Here is a 15,098-nt window from a genome sequence, read left to right on the forward strand (position 1 = left end):
AGATTTGCTGTTGCTATAGGAAAGGCAAAATAATAACCCTCGTTGTTGAGGGCTATTTCATTTAAGCGAGATGGTCACGAACAAATTGAGGATCTAAAATAAACAATTTAATCAGTGATTGAGCTGCTCCTGAAGGTCTTCTAACACCTTGCTCCCAAGATTCCAATGTACGTTTAGAGATACCTAAAATTTTAGCAAATTGATCTTGAGTGAGTTCAGACTTTCTTCGTGCTAAAGCAACATCTGTTTCATTGATCACAGTTTTTCTTGCTGCGTTATTAGCAAGCATTTGTTTAACGCCTTCTAATAATTCAACATTTAAGTCTCGTTTTGCTTCTCGAGCTTCCAATTCTTTGTCACTTAATAAACGACTCATTTCAGTAACTCCGCTAATTGTCTAAGTGTCTTTTTCTCAAGTTGGGTAATTGTGTCTTTACTATATAAGGTCAATAACCAAATTTCGCCATTTGCTAAACGGTTATAGTAAATTACACGAACACCACCTTGTTTACCTTTACTCTTTCCACCCCATCGAATTTTACGAACGCCGCCAGTACCAGGTTCTACATCTCCTGCTGTAGGGTTCTCAGCAATGAAAATTTTAAAGTCATTGTATTGTTCTTCAGTCCAATAGTAGGGATATTCATTGGTAAAAAAAGTAGTCTCACAGATGGTATACATCGAACACCTTTATACTACTTTGTAGTGTTTAATTGTATACTACTTTGTAGTACTTTCAAGCATTAAATTAGGTCTCATATTGTGAGCTTTTTTTAACCCAATCAAATCACTGCTAATCGCCAAGTGCCAATAAACCTTCCCAACTAAAATAATTCGGGCTTAAATGACTGCGCTGCATCGCCCAAGTTCGATCTTGCAATTTACATGCACCAATGGCGAGTTTTTGCATACCAAATTTACTTTTCACCGTATCTAATACTTGCTGTAATTGTTCCTGTTTTTCAATGGCGTCAGTATCTGCAAGCAGGTCGTGAATATAACTTTGTTTAGGTTCAAGTCCCGTTAAAATCACACCACATTTTTTAAAGGCAACACCTTCTTGAAAAAGCGTTGTCACATGCTTCATTATGGCCTTATTCATGAGCAAAGCAGAATCTGTTGGCTCATTGAAAGCAATAGTGACCGATTGATTGTAAAAAACTTGGCGCGGATCAAAACGGTTAGATTGCGCAAAAATGATCATACAACCACATAAACTTTTTTCAGCTCTGAGCCTTTGCACAGCAGATTGTAAATAATCGCTCAAAGCTTCTGAAAGCGCATGAATATCTGTTACACGCTGCCCAAAAGAACGTGAGCTGATGATTTGCTGCTTACTTACGGTATTGTGCTCCAGTTCAATACATGCTGTACCTGTGAGTTCAAGAATGGTTTTTTTCATCAAAATAGAAAATTGGCGCTCCATTTGGTCTGGATTGCTTGTTGCTAGATCAAATACAGAACGGATACCCAATGATTGTAATTTTTTAGCGTTTTTGCGTCCCACACCCCAGACTTCAGCGGCATCAATGTGTTGAAACAAGGCTTCTTTGCTGCATAAATCCATATCCAGTAAATTACATACGCCGTTGAAATAGCGGTTTCGCTTAGCAAGATGATTGGCTAGTTTGGCTTCAGTTTTACTTTGACCAATACCAACACAAACAGGAAGAGCCAGCCATTTCCACAAGGTTGTTTTAATTTCCTGTGCAAGTGCGTTTAAATCGCGCTGAGAATATGAACTCAACTCAATAAAAGTTTCATCAATCGAATAAATTTCAACATCTTTGGCACTGACAAATTCTTGAATAATATTATTAAAACGTCTGGACATTTCTGCATAGAGCGCATAATTACTTGAAAAGACCGCAACATCATGTTGTTGAATTAATTCTTGAACTTGGTAAAAGGGCACAGCCATTTTAATGCCAAGTCGTTTGGCTTCTTCGGAACGTGACACCACGCAGCCATCGTTATTGGAAAGCACCACCACAGGACGATGATTCAGGTGTGGTTGAAACAACCGCTCACAGCTCACATAACAATTATTAATGTCAATGAGCGCAAAAACTTGCTCTAAAGCTTTCATGACTATTTTACTTATTCGGCTTTTTTATGCATTATTGTGGTGTTTAAACCATCAGGTTTTTCAAATTCCACGTGACCACAGCAAACACTTCAAAAGTTTGCCCATCTTTCAGGTAAATGCTGTCGTAGTCGGGGCTTTCTGCCTTGAGCCAAGCTTCGGGCAAAGTGGCAGGGTCGTAGTCTTCACCAAAATGTTCAGCCAATTCACTTTTGGACATTTTGGCTGTAATCATCAAGCGTTTAATAGTCAGGTCTTTTTGGTCGATTAATGCAACCACAATGCTGCGGTGTTTGGCTTCTTTGCTGCGATCTACCAATACAATATCGCCGTATTCAAGCCCGGCATTAATCATAGATGTGGTGCGTACCACATTTAAAAAGGTCGCATTTTCATTGGAAATTAGATACTCATTCAGATCAATATTTTTATCAATATAGTCTTGGGCAGGAGAGGGAAAGCCTGCAGGAATGGATTCGACGGCAACTGGAAGCGGTAAAACGGTACGTTTGCAAACAGGCTGAAAGTCTTGTTTATTCAGCAGTTCCATCTGCTCTAGAATGGAGTTTAAGGTTGGGCTAGGCTTGCCTTCAGTACCCATAATTTTTTGTAATGACGACCAAGCAGCATCAGAGAAGTAAATAGGTAACTTCTTGGACATGAGATGACTCCTACGCAACAAGGCGTGTTTGAAGTGAAATTTGATGTGTTGATAGCATAACTGAAATTGTGATCAAGATTCAATCTGATTAGGTGATTCGCCACTGAATAGAAATGAACTCTACTTTTGCATAGCTATACAAACATAGGGCTTTCCGTTAGGATTTTTCTATCGCAGCAGTAAATTTAGAGATGAGTATGCATATTGTTGAAGACATTTATTTAACGAAAGAAGAAGTTGAATCTTTACTGTTGGGATTAATCAATTCACAACTTGAACCTGAGTTTTTAATGCAGGATTTCATTAAACATCAGGTGTTCTCTTTGGCTGAATATTTTAAACAAAACTCCGAACATGAAATTGACTTTGCACAGATCAGTTGTCCGATCAAAGTCAGAGCGGAATACCAAAATTATCGTTTAAAACGTCAATTTTTAGTTGAGTTTCATCTCACCACAACACCTTTTTTTAATTATGAGCCTGAAGAAAATAGTGTGACCTATTCTTATATGATGAAAGATTTTTATCTGACCGATATTATTTTCTATGATGCTTATACGGGTGAAAATTTACAGGCTTGGATGCAAAAAAGATTTGTGATTTTACAAGGTGAGCGTGAAATAGAGGTGAATTCATTGTCATGGTATGCAGATTACAATTTACCGCAAGTCACGCAAAATATGGTGTCTTTTGTGAGTGAAGCGGCTTATGACACTGGTTTAGATCAGATTATAGACGACGTCAATTTACGCTTGCAGCAGGCAAAGATCGTGAATTAATTTGGAGTGCATCCATCTAAAAGTAGTTATTTTGGATGGATTATAGGGAATATACGATTGCACAATGCTGATCAGGTTTAGGAATATCTCAAATGACCACAATCACGCATGATTTAGGTCATGGCATGGGGAGCGACTGGGAAAATAAAGATTGGGCCCATATTACAGTTCCAGAATTACACCGCCTGCAACTGCATTACCCACGTTTGCAAGGTAACGTTCAAATTCTGTGGTGTAGTCCACGTCCATTTTCTTCTGCGGTACTGGTTGAAGTTACGCAGGTTTTATCTAACACGGGTCAAATAAATCTTCACTCATATTTCATTAAGCGTAGCCATCGTTCATTTCGCAATGCTCAAGATATTTTGCAAGAGCATGCCTTCCTGCAACATTTAGCCAGTAAAGACATTCCAGTTGCCACATTGATTGCCTCAAATTGCGGCCTGACAGCTTTAGAGATGGGGGATTGGACGTATGAGGTCTATGAAAAAGCAGTAGGCTTTGATTTATATGTCGATCAGCAATCTTGGACTCCTTTTTTCTATACCGAGCATGCAGCCAAAGTTGGAAGTTTACTTGCTAAACTGCATATCGCCATGCAGGATTTTCCTGAGTTACACGGCAGATCGGCTCGTTATTTGGTCTCGAATCAGCAGCTTTTAGAAAGTGAAAGTATTGTAACGGCTATTCAGCAACGTATTGATAATAGCCCTGAATTGAGTCGTTATTTTGCCGATAAAAACTTAGATGCTGTTTTTTTAGAGCGCATATTCCAGACGCATCGTAAAATTAAGCATGTATTGCAGCAGGCGACTAAAATTTGGACACATAATGATTTGCATGCTTCCAATTTGTTTTGGTCTACGCAAAGTGCCGATGCCAATATTACAGCGGTGATTGATTTTGGCTTATCGGATCGAAATTCAGCGCTGTACGACCTTGCGATAACGATTGAGCGTAACTTTATAGATTGGCTGGCTTTAGAACATACGTCACAAATTAATGTTGATGAAGCGGGTTTAAGCGCGTTTTTACAAGCGTATTGTGCAGAAATACACCCACAACAAGACTTTAGTATTTTGCCAGAACTGCTAAAAATTGTGCATTTGGATTTCGCATTTTCAGAACTGGAATATTTTGTCGGGATTACCCAAAACCTGAAACATGCCGATGCTGCTTATTATGATTGGATTGTTGGACATGTAAATTGGTTTTTTACAGAGCAAGGACAGCAATTTACCCAGACTTTTACTCGCTTCCTTCAACGCGAATTGTCATAATCTGCACAGCTAAATGCCTATCACTACTTTTTAATGCAAGATGAACCGTACCAGGTTTGTCGGAGACTCAATATTCTGAGATGAGATAGCGTCTTGGTAGTCAATCAGGTTTTGATATTATTCGACCAATAAATAATCTCTTTGATAGGCAGTCTGATGTTTTAAAACGCCATAACACAGATGTATAAGCTTGCGCATTGCAGCACCTAAAGCACACATTTTATTTTTAACCTGGCTTAATAATCGTTGATATAAAGCTTCAATGTGTGGATTATATTTAATCGCTGTTAATGCTGACATAACCAACCTAATGGCTAAAAGAAGTAAATGAGCCGAATAACCTGTATATTTGGCTCATTATATGAGCTGTTTAAGCCAATTATTCGGCTCACAATCTAGGTTTTATTAGGTCAATAGTCATAAATGAGCTGAATAACTGAATTAATAGCTCCTCACTAAATGAGCCGAATAGGTGTTACAATAGACTCATGCAGTAGGGGGGAATGCTTATGAAAAAATGGGTATGGCAAAAAGCAAACTGGACTAAATTTAAATGGGATGAAGCACTTGTCACAGTAAAATTACGTTTAATTCATAAGAAGATAGGTCAATTAGTCGGAGAGAGCAAAGTATCACCAGAAGCTGAGGCATTACCATTAGATACACTGCTCACAAATCTAGTCGCATCCTCACTCATTGAAGATGAGAAGTTGAATGTTCGTTCACTCAAATCCTCATTAGCTCGGCGTTTAGGGGTAACAGAAGAAAATCCTGCACCCATTCAAGATAAAAATGAAGGTTTAGCCAATATCATGATGGATGCAGTGAGCAATCATAATGCGCCATTAACAATGGAGCGCTTATTACAATGGCATAACTGGCTTTTTCAAACTATAGAACGCTTTGATTATGCTGCGCAAAAAATCAAAGTAGGAGAAATTCGTGATAACGAGGCACCAATGCAGGTTGTTGGTGGTTCTCTTTATGGTACTACTACCAAGGTTTACTTTGAAGCACCTGAGGGTGGAGAGCATTTACAGGGACTAATGAATGAATTTATAGAATGGTTCAATAGTTCTAGAGAAGATGTAATGCTTGATCCGTTATTGCGAGCTGCACTTGCTCATTTTTGGTTTGTGACATTACATCCATTTGAAGATGGTAATGGTCGTATTACGCGTGTTATTACAGATTTAGCATTAGCTCAAATGGATCACCAAAGTATCCGTTTATATGCTATGTCCGTGGCCATTCATGAAAATCGTAGTAGTTATTATGAGGTCCTTGAGAAATGCCAGAATGATACTTATACAATCAATGAGTGGTTGGTCTGGTTTTTAAACACCTTAGAAAAAAGTATCGATAGGTCTTTACTACGACTTGATCGAACGATCACTAAAGCGAAATTTTGGAGCACTTATTCTCATATCGAATTCAATGAAGCCCAGAATAAAGTTTTAAATCGTTTACTCAATGGCGAAGAGAATGATTTCCCTCTCGGAATTAATGCTTCACAGTATCAAAAGCTCACTGGAGTAAGTAAGGCTACAGCAACACGTCACCTAACCGAGCTTTTGGAAAACGATGTGCTGTATAAACTGGAAGGTGGTGGGCGTAATACCCGCTACGTGCTGAAAATTGATAAAGAAAAGTTTACTCAAAAAGAGGTGGTCTCACTTGTTTGAACAACTAAAAGCTTATTTATAAGCTTTATAAGCGATATTCTGTATTAGTTCAGACTTGATCGTACATTCTCATTAAAGGAGTATGAAAATCAAGCTTCCTTTTCAATCTGTTTCACAATAAAACTTTAGAATTGAAGCAACAGATCAAATCTAAATCAGATTTGAAAAATAATTACGGTGGATACTGTCCTGTGGTAATAACTCTAATAAACGCTGTACAGCATCAATTCGGTCATGTGTCTGCCCAATAATTCTTAATAACTGATCGATATCCTTTATTTGATAGATCAACTGGCTCAAACGGGCATCAAAACAATGTCTCCAAGTGCTGAGTAAAGGGCTTTCTGATTTAGAGAGAAAGCTACCTTTATATAGTGAGAATGTACTGGAAATAAGATTTGCATTTAATGATTGTTCAGCACGTAAAAAATCACATTGGACTTCACAGCTAAGCCTATAAATGCGAGCTTCAATTGAATGAGGTAATAGGCTACGAAGTTGTGAAAGCTCAGCCTTTAGGGTTTTTAGGCTGACACTACGCTCACCATAAAGGGCATAGTGTAACTCTTCTAAGCCAATTCCATGGGGATTCAAAGCTAAAATGCAAAGTATTTCAATTTGACGGTGACTCAAGTTTAAAGTTTGCCCATTAAATTGAACCCAAGGTGAACCTAGCGCTTTAATGTACAAAAAATTTTGCTGCTCAAATTTTATGGCACGCTGTATTAAATCTGCACAGCGTTCAACTGCGAGCAACCCTAAAGGCGTATGTTTTTTATATTTTGTAGAAAGGTTAATAATGCCGTGAAATTGTCCCGATGTTGGGTCCCAAATCGGTGCGGCATAACAAACCCAATCTCTAACACTGTCCATTTGGTTTTCATGAGAATAGACGCAACTTGATATTTGGCTGTTTAACGCCATACCAATCGCATTGGTTCCAACTGCCTGTGTAGACCAATGTCCGCCCTCAATAAAATGAACTTGTTCAGCAGAAGAAAGCATCGCTGAACTACTCCATGTCCACAAGAGAGTCCCGTGATGATCTGTAAGACCAATCGCCATATCTGAATCATTTGCTATTTTGAGTAAATCTGCATAATTATGCTGAATAGAACGGCGGAATAAAGACGTTTTATCTTCTTGAGGCAATGCTAAAACAGGGGCAGCATGCACAGTAGTTTGATTAATTAAATGCGTCGTTTGCAGCTTTTTTGCAGGTGGTGTATTGAACAGGTTCATATCATATTCCTTTATGATGAGACTGTAATATTTTCAAACTTTAGAAATGAGCTTCAAAATTTATAGTCATTTACGTCATTTCTTCTTGCTTCGATTTTAAATGCTTTTTTCTTTGCTTGGTTAAGTTAGATCTTTTGGCTTTACCAGTCCTTGAGCTACTTTAAAAGTGTTCTTATGAGCTGAAAATGACTATTTCCATCTGAAATGTTAATAAACGTAACTGTCATATTTATCAATGAAGCATGTAAATAATGAAAAGTCATTCACGTATATATGGGGCAGGTACAACCTCACCATAATACTGGCGGTCAGCAAAATAACTTGATCGTACCAACGGTGCACTCCAAATATTTTTAAACGCCAAGCGTTCTCCATGAGTTTGATAATGCTTAAACTCTTGTAATGTAACAAAGCGATGAATTGGCGCGTGAGACTTGGATGGCTGTAAGTATTGGCCGATTGTGACATAATCAATTTGATAATCTTTCAAATCATTTAATAACGCAATAACCTCAGCCTCAACTTCTCCTAAACCGACCATCAAACCGCATTTGGTTGGAATGTCGGGACAGTAGTGTTTAAATTTTTTGAGTAAATCCAATGAGTGCTTATAGTTAGCGCCTGGTCGCATGGCTTTATACAGACGTGGAACGGTTTCAATATTATGATTAAAAACATCGGGTGGGTTTTGGCTCAGAATCTTCAGGGCAATATCTGCACGACCACGAAAATCAGGAACCAAAATTTCTATCAGAGTCTCTGGACTGGTTTGACGAATTTCTCGAATGCAATCTGCAAAATGCTGTGCACCACCATCTTTTAAGTCGTCTCGATCAACAGAAGTAATCACGACATACTTTAAGTTTAGATTCTTGACTGTTTCAGCCAGATGCTTTGGCTCATTAGGATCTAGGATATTAGGACGACCATGTGCGACATCACAGAATGGACAGCGGCGAGTACAAATATCTCCCATGATCATAAACGTTGCAGTCCCTCCGCTAAAGCATTGCGGCAAATTGGGGCAGGCCGCTTCTTCACAAACCGTATGTAGTTTCTGTTGTCGTAATAAATCCTTAATGATTTGAACTTCCTCGGGTTGACTAATTTTAGTCCGAATCCATTCTGGCTTTTTCGGTGTCGTTTCCGTTGGAACAACTTTAATCGGAATACGCGCCATTTTCTCAGCGCCACGTAGCTTCTTTCCAGTTAATACTGTGTTATTTAAATCCATTTCAAACACTCCGTCGTTTAAAATAATTAACATATACCCTGATATTAAATAAACTGCTTTAAATGCATTAATAATATTAAAACAGGGCAAAAAACTTATCATATAAAACAAAGGTTGGTTAAAGGTTTGTTTTTGTATGTGATTGAGCTGTTGTAAAATTTTACAAAAATTTTTAATTTCATAACCTTCTGTTTTTAATATTTATCTCATCTTTTTATGCATTATATTTTTTTAGTCTAATATGAAATTAAGTAAAAATATTCTTATATAAATATACGATTTAAAAATCCAATTATTCAATTTTGGATTTTCTTTTAAGCGTAGTGAATAAGGAACAAATATATGCAATTAACGGAAGAGCAATTGCTAGCAGCATACAAAAGAATGCGCGACATTCGTGAATTTGAGGATCGACTTCACGATGAAAACAATACAGGTGATATCCCTGGTTTCATCCATCTCTATAGCGGTGAGGAAGCTGTTGCAGTAGGGATTTGCGAAAATTTAACAGATAAGGACTTCATTACATCAACACACCGTGGACATGGACATTGTATTGCTAAGGGCTGTGACATTCACGCCATGATGCTAGAAATTTTTGGTAAAGATGATGGTTTGTGTCGTGGTAAAGGCGGCTCAATGCACATTGCGGATTTAGATAAAGGCATGCTCGGTGCAAACGGTATTGTAGGTGGTGGTCCACCTTTGGCTATTGGGGCAGCTTTAAGTGCTAAAACACTCAAGAATGGTGGTATTGGTCTGTCATTTACTGGTGATGGCGGGTCAAATCAGGGCTTAACTTTTGAAGCAATGAATATGGCTGTGGTGTTAAAGCTTCCTGTCATTTTTGTTTTTGAAAATAACGGTTTTGGTGAAGGTACTGCACATGATTATGCCGTAGGCAGTAAAGACATTGCAGGCCGAGCAGCAGGTTTTGGCTTACCCGCTGAAAAAGTAGATGGAACAGACTTTTTTGCTGTGTATGAAGTTGCACAAAAAGCCATTGAACGTGCCCGCCGTGGTGAAGGCCCGAGTGTGATTGAAACAGTAACCAACCGTTTTTATGGACATTTTGAAGGTGATCCGGGACTTATTCGTTCCAAAGAAGAACTGGATTATGTCAAAGAACATAAAGATCCATTGAAAATATTCCGCGAAAAAGTCAAAGACAAAATTGACGAAGCCAAGCTCAATGCGATTGACGTTCAGTCTAAAGCCAATGTAGACGATGCCGTTGCAAAAGCACGCGCAGCTAAGTACCCAGAAGTCTCTCAGTTACTTACTGATGTTTACGTCTCTTACTAAAGGAATAGTAGAAAAATGCCAAATAAAAGTTATCGAAACGCGATTAAAGAAGCAATTGAATTAGAAATGCGCCGAGACTCAAGTGTCATTGTGGTCGGTGAAGATGTTCGTGGTGGGCATGGTGGCAAAAATACCGATGACAATAAACTGGAAGGTTTTGGCGGTGTACTTGGTGTAACCAAAGGCTTATGGACTGAATTTGGTTCTGAACGAGTCATTGATACGCCAATTACAGAATCAGCGATTATTGGTATGGCGGCAGGTGCTGCTGCAACGGGTTTAAGACCTGTGGCAGATTTAATGTTTATGGATTTTTACGGCGTGTGTTATGACATGCTGTATAACCAAGCAGCTAAATTTCGCTACATGTTTGGCGGCAAAGCCAAAGCGCCACTCGTTGTACGAGGCATGATCGGTGCAGGTTTTTCCGCAGCAGCGCAGCATTCTCAGTCGCCATATAACGTGTTTGCCTCAGTGCCAGGCTTAAAAGTGGTGGTGCCTTCAAGTGCCTATGATGTGAAAGGGTTGTTGATTCAAGCCATTCGAGATGACGACCCAGTGGTCTTTTGTGAACACAAATTATTGTATGACATTAAGGGCGAAGTGCCAGATGAGTCCTACACTATTCCTTTTGGTGTCGCAAATTACACCCGTGAAGGCACAGATATCACCATTATTGCCTTAAGCTTGATGGTGCATCGTGCCAATGAAGTCGCTGATAAGCTCGCAAAAGAAGGCATTTCGGTTGAAGTGGTTGACCCTAGAACCATTTCACCATTAGATGAAGATGGCATTTTAGAGTCAGTGGCTTCAACAGGTCGTGTGGTGATTGTAGATGAATCAGCAGCACGTTGTGGTTTCGGACATGATGTGGCTGCGCTTATTGCCCAGAAAGGCTTTCATTATCTTAAAGCACCAATCGAGTTAGTCACTCCACCACACTCACCCGTACCATTTTCGCCAGTATTAGAAAAAGAATGGCTACCCAGTGTAGAACGCATCGAACAGGCTGTACGTAAGACGTTGGAGGCTTAGGATGAGCGAAATTAAAACCTTAGAAATCCCAAAATGGGGTTTGTCCATGGAAGAGGGCACGATTGCCCAATGGCTGATTCAGGAAGGTACGCAATTTAGTAAAGGACAGGAAATTTGTGAAATTGAAACCACAAAAATCGTCAATGTTCTAGAAGCGCCTTTCGATGGCTTGCTACGAAAAATTATTGCTAAAGATGGTGATACCCTTGTCGTAGGTGGAATCATTGCAATTTGTGCAGACGCTCAAGTTTCCGATGCAGAAGTTGAAGCATTTGCACAGTCTTTAGGGGGAACACCTGCTGTAACTGAAAATAAAGCGGTAGCAGCGGTTCCTGAAAAAGTCGATGTGGCTCAAGTTGAAACCAAAGTACAAGCTGCTCCTAAACAGAACAGTGTTGGTAATGGATCAAAAGCGGTGACTCAGGGCGGATATTCTATTCCTGCTGCGTTACAAGGCTACCAACAAAGCGATGATATTTTTGCAACGCCACATGCCTTGAAATTGGCTGAAAAGCATAATGTAAACTTGGCTCAGATTACGGGTTCTGGACGTGAAGGCCGTATCAGTGTTCAAGATATTCAGGCCGCAGTTCAAGCTGCTGGTGGTTCTTGGCCAGATGTACGTCATCAAGCCAGCACGAAAGCCGCGAAATCTAAAGCAGATGACAGTTATGTTCTAGCGACACCTGTTGCCCGCCGTTTGGCAAAACAATGGGGCATTAATTTGCATGATTGTCGCGCATCAGGTTCACGTGGACGAGTCTGTAAGGAAGATGTTGAAGCTGTATATCAACGGGAAAATCCTGTACAAGCTCAACATACTGAGTATGCGCATCCAACAGAGTCTGCAAAATTCACCACCGTAGCTATGAATGGTATGCGTAAAGCAATCGCTGCACGGCTACAAGCGGCAAAACGCAATGCACCACATTTTCGCTTAACGATAGACTTAAATGTTGAGTCGGTTCAGGTTTTGCGTCAGCAAATTAACAGTACTGTACCGCAAGTCAAACTGTCCATTAACGATATGCTGATTAAAGCTGCTGCTGCTGCACTGATTAAAGTTCCACAAGTTAATGTTCAGTTTGATGAAGAGAATCAGCAGATTTTACAGTTTGAACAGGCTGATATTTCGGTTGCTGTAGCCATCGAAAATGGACTGATCACGCCAATTATTAAAGCAGCGAACCGTAAATCTTTGGCGCAAATTTCCAATGATATGCGTGATCTGGCGACACGTGCCAAAACTGGAAAATTGGCACCTGATGAGTTTCAAGGGGGCAGTTTCAGTATTTCCAATTTAGGCATGCTTGGTATTCAACAGTTTGATGCCATTATTAACCCGCCTCAAGGTGCAATTCTAGCCTTAGGTGCAGCAGAGAAACGTGCTGTCGTTGAAAATGATGAGATTGTTGTTCGTGAAATGGTGACCGCAACATTGTCTTGTGATCATCGTGTCATTGATGGTGCGTTGGGTGCTCAATTCTTATCGGCATTTAAGCAGTTTGTCGAAAATCCTGCATTAATTTTGGTGTAGGAGGAATAGTCATGTCAGATACACAATTTGATCTTGTGGTTATTGGTGCTGGTCCTGGAGGATATGTCGCTGCGATTCGCGCAGCGCAACTGGGATTAAAAACGGCAATCGTTGAAAAACAACACTTAGGCGGAGTATGTCTTAATTGGGGATGCATTCCAACCAAGGCATTATTGAGCGGGGCTGTGCTTGCGCAGCAGTTCAAACATGCAGGGCAGTTTGGCTTTACGCTTAACGCGATTGATTTTGATATTCAAAAACTGGTCCATCATAGCAGACAGGTTTCTGAGCAACTCGTGCAAGGTATCGGTCAATTATTGAAAAAAATCAAATCACTGTTTTTAACGCGGCAGCCCAGTTTATTGCCAAAGAGCAATTAGAGCTGACAGATGCGAATGGTCAAAAACAGCAGATTTCTGCACCGCATATTATTGTCGCAACAGGTGCACGTGCGGCCAATTTGCCTCATATTCCTGTAGATGGCCATCAGGTCTGGAGTTATAAAGAGGCTTTAGTTCCAGAACAATTACCAAAATCTTTACTGGTCATTGGTTCGGGTGCTATAGGCAGTGAGTTTGCAAGCCTATACCAAGACTTAGGCTGCCAAGTCACCTTGGTTGATATTGCCAAGCAGATTCTCCCTAGCGAAGACATTGAAGTTGCCAAGTATGTGCAAAAGCAATTTGAACAGCAGGGTATACGGGTTTTAACCGAAGCGACCGTAAAAAAAATAGAAACTGATCAGGCTCAAGTACATTGTCATATTGAAACTGCCACAGGTGTGCAAATCATTAGCGTTGAAAAGGTACTTTCAGCAATTGGCGTGAAACCGAATGCTGAAAATCTTGGCCTAGAAGCTTTGGGCATTGAACTTGAGAATGGTTTTATCAAAGTCGATTCATGGTGTAAAACCAATGTTGTGGGCGTTTATGCAATTGGCGATGTTGCAGGCGCGCCGTGTTTGGCACACAAAGCCAGTCACGAAGCCATTCTTTGTGTGGAGAAAATTGCAGGCCTAAGTCATGTACATGCTTTAGATCGTACACAAATTCCGGGCTGTATCTTTACCCATCCGCAAGTGGCCAGTATTGGTTTGACAGAACAGAAAGCGAAAGCTGCGGGCTTGAATATCAATGTGGGTAAGTTTCCTTTACAAGCGAATGGTAAAGCATTGGCTTTGGGCGATAGCGCAGGATTTGTTAAAACCATTTTTAGTCAGGAAACAGGTGAATTGTTGGGTGCTCACATGGTTGGACATGAAGTCACCGAACACATTCAAGGGTTTGCCATCGCGAAATACCTAGAAGCTACAGATGAAAGCTTAGCGCAGGTCATTTTCCCTCATCCTACTTTGTCTGAGGCGATGCATGAGTCGGTCTTGTCGGCGATGCAACGTGCAATCCATATTTAAGGAGTCGCAACATGCCTAGAGGTTTAAACAATAAAGTTGCATTAATTACGGGTGCGGCACAAGGTATTGGACGCGGTATTGCCTTACGTTTAGCACAAGAAGGTATTCATATTGGATTGGTCGATCTTCACCAAGAAAAGTTAAATATTGTTCAACAAGAGGTTGAAGCCTTTGGCGTAAAAGCCACCACATTTATTGCGGATATTTCAGATCCAATACAAATCATTGACGCTATTAATCATGCAGAATCGACACTTAATGGTTTTGATATCATGATTAATAACGCAGGTATTGCACAAGTCAAAGCTTTGGCAGAAGTAACGCCGAGTGAATTTAACCAAATTATGAACATCAATGTCGGTGGTGTACTTTGGGGGATTCAAGCCGCAGCAAATAAATTTAAACAACGCCAACAGGCTGGAAAAATTATTAATGCATGCTCAATAGCAGGTCATGAAGGCTTTGCTTTACTCGGTGTTTATTCGGCAACTAAATTTGCAGTTCGTGCATTGACGCAAGCTGCGGCTAAAGAATATGCCAGTGTTGAAATTACTGTAAATAGTTATTGTCCGGGTGTTGTTGGTACAGACATGTGGGTCGAAATAGATCAGCGGTTCTCTGAAATTACAGGTGCACCAATTGGTCAAACGTATAAAAAATATGTAGATGGTATTGCTTTAGGACGTGCTGAAACCCCAGATGACGTGGCTGCATTAGTGAACCGTACCGGGTTTGTCGGAGACCAACTTTCTTGAGAGAATGTTCCAATGACAAAACCAAAATATACCCCTGAAATCAGAGAAAGAGCGGTTCAATTATTGATTGAATCTGAAAAAGATTATC

12 protein-coding genes and 3 pseudogenes are annotated in these 15,098 nt (G+C 40.0%); 8 read left to right on the plus strand and 7 right to left on the minus strand.

The genetic code is table 11. The features are described from left to right. Positions 1–61 precede the first annotated feature (61 nt). The 4 genes from FTU58_RS12240 to umuD all read right to left on the minus strand — a co-directional run bounded on the left by FTU58_RS12240 (position 62) and on the right by umuD (position 2,747). On the minus strand, positions 62–376 hold the full coding sequence (locus FTU58_RS12240) for a DNA-binding transcriptional regulator (RefSeq protein ID WP_004973819.1): 315 nt from the start codon (positions 374–376) through the stop codon (positions 62–64). Beyond that, entirely contained in the window at positions 373–681 is a 309-nt protein-coding gene (locus FTU58_RS12245) for a transcriptional regulator (RefSeq protein ID WP_096902348.1), read from the minus strand. The genes FTU58_RS12240 and FTU58_RS12245 overlap by 4 nt, the downstream gene beginning before the upstream one ends. A 112-nt stretch (positions 682–793) precedes the next feature. Beyond that, positions 794–2,089, minus strand: coding sequence for a Y-family DNA polymerase (locus tag FTU58_RS12250; RefSeq protein WP_180060046.1), 1,296 nt, complete (start codon positions 2,087–2,089; stop codon positions 794–796). 43 nt (positions 2,090–2,132) lie between these two features. Continuing rightward, on the minus strand, positions 2,133–2,747 hold the full coding sequence (umuD, locus tag FTU58_RS12255; RefSeq protein ID WP_180062496.1) for a translesion error-prone DNA polymerase V autoproteolytic subunit: 615 nt from the start codon (positions 2,745–2,747) through the stop codon (positions 2,133–2,135). Between the two features lie 197 nt (positions 2,748–2,944). Between umuD and FTU58_RS12260 the strand changes: the two genes are divergently transcribed. Both FTU58_RS12260 and FTU58_RS12265 read left to right on the plus strand, forming a co-directional pair. Continuing rightward, the gene (locus FTU58_RS12260) at positions 2,945–3,526 is read left to right on the plus strand and encodes a hypothetical protein (RefSeq protein ID WP_180062497.1); all 582 of its coding nucleotides are present in this window, start codon (positions 2,945–2,947) and stop codon (positions 3,524–3,526) included. Positions 3,527–3,618: 92 nt separating this feature from the next. Beyond that, the gene (locus FTU58_RS12265; protein ID WP_180062498.1) at positions 3,619–4,806 is read left to right on the plus strand and encodes a phosphotransferase enzyme family protein; all 1,188 of its coding nucleotides are present in this window, start codon (positions 3,619–3,621) and stop codon (positions 4,804–4,806) included. A gap of 117 nt (positions 4,807–4,923) precedes the next feature. Here FTU58_RS12265 and FTU58_RS12270 read toward each other — a convergent pair. Beyond that, positions 4,924–5,112 (minus strand): annotated as a pseudogene (locus FTU58_RS12270) (IS110 family transposase); the annotation flags it as partial. Between the two features lie 203 nt (positions 5,113–5,315). On the opposite strand from FTU58_RS12270, the gene FTU58_RS12275 reads away from it, so the two are divergent. Next, positions 5,316–6,491, plus strand: coding sequence for a Fic family protein (locus tag FTU58_RS12275; protein WP_104851951.1), 1,176 nt, complete (start codon positions 5,316–5,318; stop codon positions 6,489–6,491). A gap of 150 nt (positions 6,492–6,641) precedes the next feature. Here FTU58_RS12275 and FTU58_RS12280 read toward each other — a convergent pair whose 3' ends face one another. Beyond that, the gene (locus FTU58_RS12280) at positions 6,642–7,733 is read right to left on the minus strand and encodes a transcriptional regulator (protein ID WP_180062499.1); all 1,092 of its coding nucleotides are present in this window, start codon (positions 7,731–7,733) and stop codon (positions 6,642–6,644) included. 259 nt (positions 7,734–7,992) lie between these two features. Then, entirely contained in the window at positions 7,993–8,967 is a 975-nt protein-coding gene (gene lipA, locus FTU58_RS12285) for a lipoyl synthase (RefSeq protein ID WP_180062500.1), read from the minus strand. 342 nt (positions 8,968–9,309) lie between these two features. Between lipA and FTU58_RS12290 the strand changes: the two genes are divergently transcribed. The 5 genes and pseudogenes from FTU58_RS12290 to FTU58_RS12310 all read left to right on the plus strand — a co-directional run. Further along, positions 9,310–10,272 carry a thiamine pyrophosphate-dependent dehydrogenase E1 component subunit alpha gene (locus FTU58_RS12290; RefSeq protein ID WP_180062501.1) on the plus strand — a complete coding sequence of 321 codons (963 nt, stop codon included), beginning with the start codon at positions 9,310–9,312 and terminating at the stop codon, positions 10,270–10,272. A gap of 15 nt (positions 10,273–10,287) precedes the next feature. Beyond that, positions 10,288–11,307 (plus strand): alpha-ketoacid dehydrogenase subunit beta, encoded by a 1,020-nt coding sequence (locus FTU58_RS12295; protein WP_136143937.1) that lies wholly within the window; start codon positions 10,288–10,290, stop codon positions 11,305–11,307. Position 11,308: 1 nt separating this feature from the next. Continuing rightward, complete coding sequence (locus FTU58_RS12300; RefSeq protein WP_180040954.1) at positions 11,309–12,844, plus strand: 2-oxo acid dehydrogenase subunit E2; 1,536 nt, start codon at positions 11,309–11,311, stop codon at positions 12,842–12,844. 61 nt (positions 12,845–12,905) lie between these two features. Further along, positions 12,906–14,255 (plus strand): annotated as a pseudogene (gene lpdA, locus FTU58_RS12305) (dihydrolipoyl dehydrogenase); the annotation flags it as partial. An 11-nt stretch (positions 14,256–14,266) separates the two neighbouring features. Continuing rightward, positions 14,267–14,974, plus strand: a pseudogene (locus FTU58_RS12310) (SDR family NAD(P)-dependent oxidoreductase); the annotation flags it as partial. Positions 14,975–15,098 lie beyond the last annotated feature (124 nt).

The sequence above is a fragment of the Acinetobacter sp. YH12120 genome, assembly GCF_013418795.1.
Taxonomy (GTDB): Bacteria; Pseudomonadota; Gammaproteobacteria; order Pseudomonadales; family Moraxellaceae; genus Acinetobacter; species Acinetobacter towneri.

Bases quoted from the DNA above. Each gene is read 5' to 3' on its own strand.
- FTU58_RS12240 (WP_004973819.1), bottom strand. From the start codon at position 376: ATGAGTCGTTTATTAAGTGACAAAGAATTGGAAGCTCGAGAAGCAAAA.
- FTU58_RS12245 (WP_096902348.1), bottom strand. From the start codon at position 681: ATGTATACCATCTGTGAGACTACTTTTTTTACCAATGAATATCCCTAC.
- FTU58_RS12250 (WP_180060046.1), bottom strand. From the start codon at position 2,089: ATGAAAGCTTTAGAGCAAGTTTTTGCGCTCATTGACATTAATAATTGT.
- umuD (WP_180062496.1), bottom strand. From the start codon at position 2,747: ATGTCCAAGAAGTTACCTATTTACTTCTCTGATGCTGCTTGGTCGTCA.
- FTU58_RS12260 (WP_180062497.1), top strand. From the start codon at position 2,945: ATGCATATTGTTGAAGACATTTATTTAACGAAAGAAGAAGTTGAATCT.
- FTU58_RS12265 (WP_180062498.1), top strand. From the start codon at position 3,619: ATGACCACAATCACGCATGATTTAGGTCATGGCATGGGGAGCGACTGG.
- FTU58_RS12275 (WP_104851951.1), top strand. From the start codon at position 5,316: ATGAAAAAATGGGTATGGCAAAAAGCAAACTGGACTAAATTTAAATGG.
- FTU58_RS12280 (WP_180062499.1), bottom strand. From the start codon at position 7,733: ATGAACCTGTTCAATACACCACCTGCAAAAAAGCTGCAAACGACGCAT.
- lipA (WP_180062500.1), bottom strand. From the start codon at position 8,967: ATGGATTTAAATAACACAGTATTAACTGGAAAGAAGCTACGTGGCGCT.
- FTU58_RS12290 (WP_180062501.1), top strand. From the start codon at position 9,310: ATGCAATTAACGGAAGAGCAATTGCTAGCAGCATACAAAAGAATGCGC.
- FTU58_RS12295 (WP_136143937.1), top strand. From the start codon at position 10,288: ATGCCAAATAAAAGTTATCGAAACGCGATTAAAGAAGCAATTGAATTA.
- FTU58_RS12300 (WP_180040954.1), top strand. From the start codon at position 11,309: ATGAGCGAAATTAAAACCTTAGAAATCCCAAAATGGGGTTTGTCCATG.